8 protein-coding genes are annotated in these 7,778 nt (G+C 58.1%); 2 read left to right on the forward strand and 6 right to left on the reverse strand.

The genetic code is table 11. The features are described 5' to 3' along the window. Together NTW95_07905 and NTW95_07910 are read left to right on the forward strand one after the other, a co-directional pair. Positions 1-454: hypothetical protein (locus tag NTW95_07905; protein MCX6557333.1), on the forward strand; the 454-nt coding region annotated here is incomplete at its 5' end. 152 nt (positions 455-606) lie between these two features. Further along, positions 607-3,045 carry a hypothetical protein gene (locus tag NTW95_07910; GenBank protein ID MCX6557334.1) on the forward strand — a complete coding sequence of 813 codons (2,439 nt, stop codon included), beginning with the start codon at positions 607-609 and terminating at the stop codon, positions 3,043-3,045. Here NTW95_07910 and NTW95_07915 read toward each other — a convergent pair. From NTW95_07915 to NTW95_07940, 6 genes are all read right to left on the reverse strand, one after another. Further along, positions 3,008-3,784, reverse strand: a complete 777-nt coding sequence (locus tag NTW95_07915) for a glycosyltransferase family 2 protein (GenBank protein MCX6557335.1) — start codon at positions 3,782-3,784, stop codon at positions 3,008-3,010. The two genes, NTW95_07910 and NTW95_07915, sit on opposite strands and share 38 nt — an antisense overlap. Before the next feature lie 93 nt (positions 3,785-3,877). Further along, a complete protein-coding gene (locus NTW95_07920) occupies positions 3,878-4,660 on the reverse strand; it encodes a PD-(D/E)XK nuclease family protein (protein ID MCX6557336.1) in 783 nt (260 codons plus the stop codon). A gap of 6 nt (positions 4,661-4,666) precedes the next feature. Then, positions 4,667-4,933: a 30S ribosomal protein S20 gene (gene rpsT / locus NTW95_07925; GenBank protein ID MCX6557337.1), complete on the reverse strand. Its 267-nt coding sequence runs from the start codon at positions 4,931-4,933 to the stop codon at positions 4,667-4,669. Between the two features lie 60 nt (positions 4,934-4,993). Beyond that, positions 4,994-5,836: an ATP-dependent sacrificial sulfur transferase LarE gene (gene larE, locus NTW95_07930; protein ID MCX6557338.1), complete on the reverse strand. Its 843-nt coding sequence runs from the start codon at positions 5,834-5,836 to the stop codon at positions 4,994-4,996. Then, on the reverse strand, positions 5,833-6,438 hold the full coding sequence (gene tmk / locus NTW95_07935; GenBank protein MCX6557339.1) for a dTMP kinase: 606 nt from the start codon (positions 6,436-6,438) through the stop codon (positions 5,833-5,835). Before tmk ends, larE begins: the two co-directional genes overlap by 4 nt. A gap of 6 nt (positions 6,439-6,444) precedes the next feature. Then, positions 6,445-7,542, reverse strand: a complete 1,098-nt coding sequence (locus NTW95_07940) for an ATP-dependent 6-phosphofructokinase (protein MCX6557340.1) — start codon at positions 7,540-7,542, stop codon at positions 6,445-6,447. Positions 7,543-7,778 lie beyond the last annotated feature (236 nt).

Raw genomic sequence — 7,778 nt, forward strand, 5'->3', positions numbered from 1 at the left:
GTCCAAGAAGGAAAATGCCACTGGGGAAGAGATTATCATCGACAATCGGGATGCGGGGTTTGCCATCGAAATGGGGGAATGGGGCACCTGTTACGGCCAGGAGTGCCAAGGTACGCCCTACGGTCCCGATTTTTATTTCGCCGCCCCGCGCGAAATGGGGGACCCGACGGTTCATCACCGTGCACGTTTTACCCCCACCATCAATAAAACCGGCGATTACGAGGTCTTCTTATGGTGGCCCAGTGGGAATGACCGCGCCACCGCCGCCCCGGTGATCATCAACCACGAGGGTGGTTCCACCAACCTCACCCTCAACCTGAGGCAAAATGGAAATGGCTGGACTTCGCTTGGAGTGTTCCATTTCGTCAAGGGTTCTGCAGGCAACCTGGTGCTGGAAGACACCGACACCGGCTTTGCCAATGCCGACGCGGTGCGTTTTCTGGGGGTCGAATAAGGTTCAGTAGGACTCGCCGCTCGCCCGGCAATCTGCCGGCGCTTGGGTTTTGGTCGTTTCATTGCGGGTTAGAACCTCATCCAGAAGTTCAGATACAATGTGGACGATTTCACACCCTTGACATTTGGAACGATTTTTCACAAAATGCGCCCATGGGAAAAATTGATCTGGCTGTAAGTCCGCACCGACGTTGGAAAACGCTCGGCAGCTTGTTTTGGCCCCTCGTTTTTTTTGCTCTGGCAATGGGGATTGCCCTTTTTCTCCAGTTGCGTGATCAGGCCTTCTCCTTTACGATTAAAAATCATTTTTTTCGCCCCGAGATCGGACCGCTCCTTCTGGCAGCCGTCATCATTTTTATACTTTTAATCGTTGTCTGGATTCTCATCAGCCATATCTGGACGAAAAACAGCCGGCTTGACCTTAAAGAGGTTTTGGCGCTAGATTTCCCGACCTACATGCCCATCGCCTGGCTGCTGCTCGCGCCGCTGGCGCTGAACCATTACTTGACCCGGGATGACCTCGCGCAGCGGCTCGCTCTCTTCGCCATGGCCGTCGTTGCCGCCGTTCTCTATCTCAAGGCTGTCCGCGTCGTCCAGGCGGACAGGCAGAAAAAATCAAGATGGGGGAACTATCTCGATGGGTTCCTGGCCTGGCCGCTGCGCCGGCGGTTGATCGTTCTGACCGTTGCCGCCATCCTGCTGACCAACGGCGGCGTGCGGCTCATGACCGGCCAGGGGAAGTCCTTCGGCGGCGATGAACCGCATTACCTGCTGATCGCGCACAGCCTGATCAAGGACGGCGACCTGGATCTTGCCAACAATTACAAAAACGGGGACTTCAAAGCCTTCATGCCGCCGCAGGTCACCAACCTCCCGCCGCACACGGCGCCGGCGAGAAAACCGGGTGTCCTCTATTCTTTCCATTCTCCGGGAATAGCGATCCTGCTCCTGCCATTTTATGCGCTGGGGCTGGCATTGGGGAAAGGCATGCTGGTTTTCCTGGTTCGCTTCGGCATGAGCCTGGTCGGCGCTTTTCTCGGAATTCAACTCTATCTCTATGCGCGTGAGACCTGGAAGCGGGAGAGGCTGGCCCTTGCTTTTTGGGCGGTCACCACGCTGAGCGCTCCGATCTTCTTCTATGCCACCCACATCTACACGGAGCTCGTCATTGCCGCGCTGGGCCTGTTCGTTTTTCGCCGCCTGCGCTCCGCCCGCAGCCTGGATGGCAGGCGCTTGGCCCTGATCGGCGTCCTGCTCGCGTCTTTCATTTGGTTCCATGCCCTGAAATACGTGTTCATCCAGGGGCCTTTTTTCATTTACGCGCTGTGGAGCGTATGGAACGGCAGCGAAGCGAAAGACCGCATCCGCCGCCTGGCGGCATTTTTCATCCCGGCCGGGCTGTGCTTTGCCGCCTATTTCTCCCTGCAGGTCGCCATCTACGGCTCATTCAATCCCACCTCGGTTTCTTTCCAGGGCGCCATGAACGGCCGTCAGACCGCGAGTTTTATCGGAAGCCTTCTCACCGGGATCCCCTTCAGGCTCAGATGGGAAACGCTGGCCGGATACTTTCTCGATCAGAAGGATGGCCTGTTTCTCTATGCCCCGATCTATGCCTTCGCCTTTATCGGCGTGCTGGCCATGCTTCGCGCCAAGGCCAGGGACGCCGGCTGGCTGTTGTTCATCGCCGGCCCATATATCCTCATCTCCGCTTTCCTGACCCAGCGGACGGGTTATGCCCCGCAAGCGCGACCGCTGGTGCCGGTCATCTGGATCCTGGCGATTTTCATCGGCGGTTTCATCGCCGAAAACGGGAACCGGCTTTATCGTTATCTCTTCAATGGCGCCGCCGGGATCTCGTTCCTTTTCACCTGGCTCTTGTGCCTGAACCCGTTCGCCCTGTACCAGGAGACGACATTCGGCATCACCGAGCGCGCCGGGGCCTTGTTCGTATCGCTGAGCAATCTCCATTTCTACCTGCCGGACCGTTTGCCCTCGTTCATCAAGGTCGAGGACAACGGCTGGGCTCCGAACGGTATCTGGATCCTGGCCCTGGTCCTGTTTTGCGCCGTCTATTTCCTCGGCCGTGGCCGTGGCCGGGGCCGGGGCCGCGATCTGTCCTTTGCCTGGCATGCCGTTTTCGTTTCCGTTTTGCTGCTGGCATTCTTCGCGCTGGTCGTCTTTTTCCCCAGGCCGGTGCTCGTGGCGGCGCAGACGGTGGACATGCCCAGCGGCGAAAAATGGGCCTTTTTTCCATACTCGCTGGTGGCGCGGATGGAGACGCCGGGAAGTTTCGAACTTTTCCAGGATAACCGCGATTATGATTTTTTCTTCGCCACGCAAAAACGCCTGGCCAATCTGAATGTCGAGTTCGGCTCCCCGTATGGCGACTACGATCTGCGGGTTTGCCTGGCCGACGAGCCGGTGTTCGCCGCGAGCACGCGCCGGCAAATGCTGGTCCGGACGATCGCGTCGCCGCCCGCTTACCGCTGGAAAAGGTGGTTTCTCTATCTCCTCATGATCCGGCTCGATCGAAAATCGGACGTGCGCACGGCGGTCACGCCTTACGTGCTCGCCCTGCGCCCGGGTCATTGAACATCGCGAAGCGCTTCAATCCTTTCTTGTGCATTTTGAATTTTACCAGCGTCTTCAGGATGGCGACCCCGTAGACGATGCTCCGCCAGAGGCCGATCTGCGAGGCCTCGCTGAAATAGCGCGTTTCGATCGGAATCTCGCGGATGCGCATACCGTGCAGAACGCCCTGGGCGATGATCTCCGAATCGAAAACAAAATCGTCCGAGTTGGCCAGGAAATTCACCGCTTCGAGGTAGCGGCGGGAATAGGCGCGCAAACCGGAATGGTATTCGGTCAGGTACATGTAAAAGGCGGCATTCTCGACGGCGGTCAGGAAAATGTTGGCCAGGTATTTCCACTTGGGCATTCCACCCTCGAGGGGGAGGCCGCCGAGCATGCGCGAGCCGAAGACGGCGTCGCAGCTCCCGTCAAGGAGAGGCTGGACGAGATGGGGAAGGACGCGCGGGTCGTACTGATGGTCGGGATGGATCATGACCGCGATTTCCGCCCCCATGCGCAATGCCTGGGTGTAGCAGGTTTTCTGGTTGCCGCCGTAACCGGTGTTCCTCTCGTGGACGAACACGTGCAAGCCCAGCTGGCGCGCCAAGGCAACGGTCCCGTCATGGCTGCCGTCGTCGACCAGGATGATCTCGTCCACCCATGAACGGTCGATGTCGTCGAGAGTCCGGACGAGCGTTTTCTCGGCGTTGTAAGCCGGCATGACGACGACAATTTTTTTTCCGCGTTTTGGAAGACCCATGGCGAATGCTTTTCTCCGCTTGAGGATTTGTTTATATCATTTTTCCCGGACTTTGTCGATAGCGGGCAAGAATTCAATGAGACCCAAAAAGGCTTATCGTTTGCAGACGAGCAAACCGGGGTTCTTTTCGCGGCAGGCGGCGAAAAAGTCGCAATAGGAGCAAAAATGATTGGTTTGCGGATAGAAGGCGCCGGCGCAAATGTTTTCGGCCACATGGCGGACGACGCGCAGCATTTGGGCGGTTTCTTCCGGGCCGGGGGTCACTACCAGGCGCTGATGGCGGATATGGTCGGCGTTCTTGGCATGGAGGATTTCGTACTTGAGCGCGCCATGGACATGGCCGAAATTGCGGTCGAACAGGTACTTGTAGATGACCATTTGCAGCGAATTCCGCGCTTTGCTGGCCGACCACTTGCTGGTGGTGGTCTTGAAATCGGTGATGCTGAAATCGGCTTCGACCAAGTCGATGACCCCCTTGACGGTCACGCCGATTTCGGGGATTTCGGCGCTGAGCTCCCTTTCAACCATCAACGGCTTCAGCTTCGGTGCGATGTGGGCCAGGAAATATTTGACGAAGGCCGACCCTCTGGCCCTGGTTTCGCGCCGGGAAACCTGCCAGTCGATGTCCCTTTCCTTCTCCTGGACCATGAAAGACTCGTGGAAGGCGGCTATGGTCGCGGCCGCCGTGGGGCGGGAGCCATTGATCACCCGGGTGAAATAGTCCTCGACAATGGCATGAAAAATTTCACCCAGGAATACTTTTTCATTGACGCGGGCGGGAATTTCTTCGATATAAGCGAAATAGTACTTTTGCGGACATTCGCTGTACAGCCGGATTTGGCTATGGGAAAGATAGCCGCGGGGAAGGGGGGCCAAGAAAAGCTATTTGGCGCTGTTTTTAAGCAAGGCCACGAGGCGGGACTTGTAGCGGGAGCCGGTGTTTTTGTGGATCGTCCCCTTGCGGATGGTGGCATCGATGATGGCGATGGCCTCGGGAAGGAGCTTGGCGGCGTCGTCCCTCTGCCCGGCGGCGACTTTTCTCCTCAGGGCCTTGATTTTATTTTTCATTTTCGAACGGTTAATGCGGTTGATGGTGCGCTTCTTTTCATCCTGACGGTGCTGCTTGACAGCCGAATCGTGATTTGCCATTTGTATTCCTCCAAAATCACGCCCATCATACACAAAAACCGCCTGGCTGTCAATGCTTTGTTAACCCGACAATCTTTTCTTGGCCGCGGGGAACTCGTCCCAGCAGCCGCTTTTTATTCCAGCCAGGTCCAGGGTGATGAACCGATAGCCGGCTGTCCGGCACTCGGCGATGATCTTTTCTTTCATGGCGATAATTTTTCGGAAATGGGCAGGGGAAGTCTCGATGCGGATACCGTCGGTCATGTGGCGGACCCGCAGCGGAAATATCCCCTGGCGGATCAGGTAATGCTCCACCCGGCCGATGGCTTGAATGAGCTGCGGCCGCAGACTGAAATTGTACGGGAAGCGGGTGGCCAGGCATGTGGACGAGGTCAGGAAATAGGGATCGATCCCTTTTTTTTTCAATTGGCCGATGATTTCGACCGAGGTGAATCCGGCGTCGCGCAGGGGCGAACGGATGTCCAGTTTTTCCAGAGCTACGCGCCCGGGGCGATGTTCGTTCAGGTCGGAAACGGTCGTGCCGTCAACGACGACCCGAATGCCAAGCTTCCGCGCCTCTTTTTTCAGGGCGCTGAAAATCTTTTTTTTGCAATGATAGCAGCGCTGCTTGGAATTTTGCCGCAGGTGGGGGTCTTGGAGCAGGTCAATGCTGATTTCATGCACCGGCAAAGAAAATTTATCGCTTAAATAATTAACCCTTTCCCTGGCCGCGCCGAGGGTGAACGGCGTACGCACGAAAAAGGGGAGGACATTGGCCGGGCCGAGAATTTCCCTGGCCGCCTGCAGTAGGAAAAAGGAATCCTTACCGCCGGAAAACGCCACCAGCACCTTGCCGTATTCTTGCAGCTGCCGGCGCAGCCAGGCTTTTTTCGCTTTGATATCGGCTGCCTTTGCGATTTTCATGTCCCGGGCTTTCCGCTGGCCGCCAATTCTTCGTAACGGACGACGACATCGGCGAGCACGGATTCCAGGTCGCGATTGCCGTCGATATGGGTCAGCCGCTCTCCGTCCAACCGTTTGTAGTTGGCGCGCACCTTCAGCAGGAAATCCCTTTTCTCGAACAGCCGGGCCAGGCCGGGGCGGGAATTTTGGATGCGCGCCAGGGCGCGGTCGACGTCGACGTCGATGATGAAGGTCAGGTCGGGCAGCGGCGCGAAGGTCTGGTTGAGGTCGATGATGGCGTTCATGTCCAGGCCGCGCGCCCCCTGGTAGCAGGCGTTGGAATAGAAATAACGGTCCAAAACGACCGTCTTTTTGGCGCCCAGGGCCGGCAGGATGTTGTTTTCCACGTCCCAGCGCCTGTCCTGGATGAAGTAATCGAGCTCCTGCTGCGGCGAGATCTTCTCGTTTTCCTGGGCTACGCGGCGGATCTTGTCGCCCAGCGGCGAATCGGTCGGCTCGCGCAGCCATAGGGCCGGGATGCCTTTCGCGGTGAGGTAGTCGACAAACAGGCGTGACAGCGACGTTTTGCCCGACCCGTCGATCCCCTCGAATACGATCAGCATGGGGACTTAATTGCCGAAGCTGGTGCTCACGGCCATGGCGGTCCTGACCAGGTCGCTGCCCGGGTCGACGCGGCGGGGGACGGCGATGGCCTCGCGCAGCGAGGTCGTCTTGATTTCGCTGCCGCGCAAGCCGACCATGGTTCCGAATCGGTGCTTGAGCGCCGCTTCCACGGCGTGGTAGCCGAAGCGCGTAGCCAGGATGCGGTCAAAGGGGGTGGGGCTGCCGCCGCGCTGCACGTGGCCGAGAATGGTGAAGCGGCTTTCGATGCCCGTCTGGTCCTCGATCTGGTTGCCGACCAGGGCGGCGATGCCCCCCAGGCGGACCGAATCGCTGCCGTCGGGTACCTGGCGGGCGACGACCACCTGGCCGCCGACGGCCTTGGCGCCCTCGGCGACGACGACCAGCGAAAAGCGCTTGCCCCGCTTCTGGCGGTCGAGTATCTTGGCGCAAACCTTTTCCATGGCAAAAGGGATTTCCGGGATCAGGATCACGTCCCCGCCGCCGGCCATCCCCGCATGCAGGGCGATCCAGCCGGCATAGCGGCCCATCACCTCGATGACCATCACCCGGTGATGGGCCTCGGCGGTCGAGTGGAGCTTGTCGATGGCGGTGGTGGCGGTGTTCAGGGCGGTATCGAAGCCGAAGGTGACATCGGTGCCGTTGAGGTCGTTGTCGATGGTCTTGGGAATGCCGATGACCGGCAGCTGGTATTTTTCTGAGAATTTCTGGGCGATGCTCTGGGTTCCGTCGCCGCCGACGGTGAGCAGGACGTCGATCTCGTTTTCTTCGATGGTTTTCAGGGCCAGGGACGAAACGTCGCGGTACTCATCGGCGGCGGCGTGGGGCGATTCGGCCCAGCGGAAGGGGTTGTCACGGTTGGAGGTGCCCAGGATGGTGCCGCCGCGCGGCAGGATGCCGGATACGTCGGCCAGCTCGAGAGTGCAGACGTTATGCTGGATCAGCCCCGAATAGCCGTCCATGATGCCGCATACCTTGAGCCCGAATTGGCGCTGGGCCGTGTGCACGACGGCGCGGATGACGGCGTTCAGCCCGGGACAGTCGCCGCCTCCGGTCAATATGCCCAGCTTGCGGATTTTTTTCATGGTCGGCCTCCGGGAGCATGATAGCAAAAAAATCTTTCATTGCCAACAAAACATAGAGGTTCAATACCAGATCAAACGTAGGGGTTCAATACGAGATCAAATGATATCATATTGAACCCCTTGTATATTACTCTTTGTAAATATTTTAAGCATTAAAATATTTCCGAACGCCCCGATGTTTTTAATGACCGTTCGCCCCTTGAGCTGAATGCTCGAACGTAGCAAGGTCCAATCGG

The sequence above is a fragment of the Candidatus Aminicenantes bacterium genome (assembly GCA_026393795.1).
Classification (GTDB): Bacteria; Acidobacteriota; Aminicenantia; order UBA2199; family UBA2199; genus UBA2199.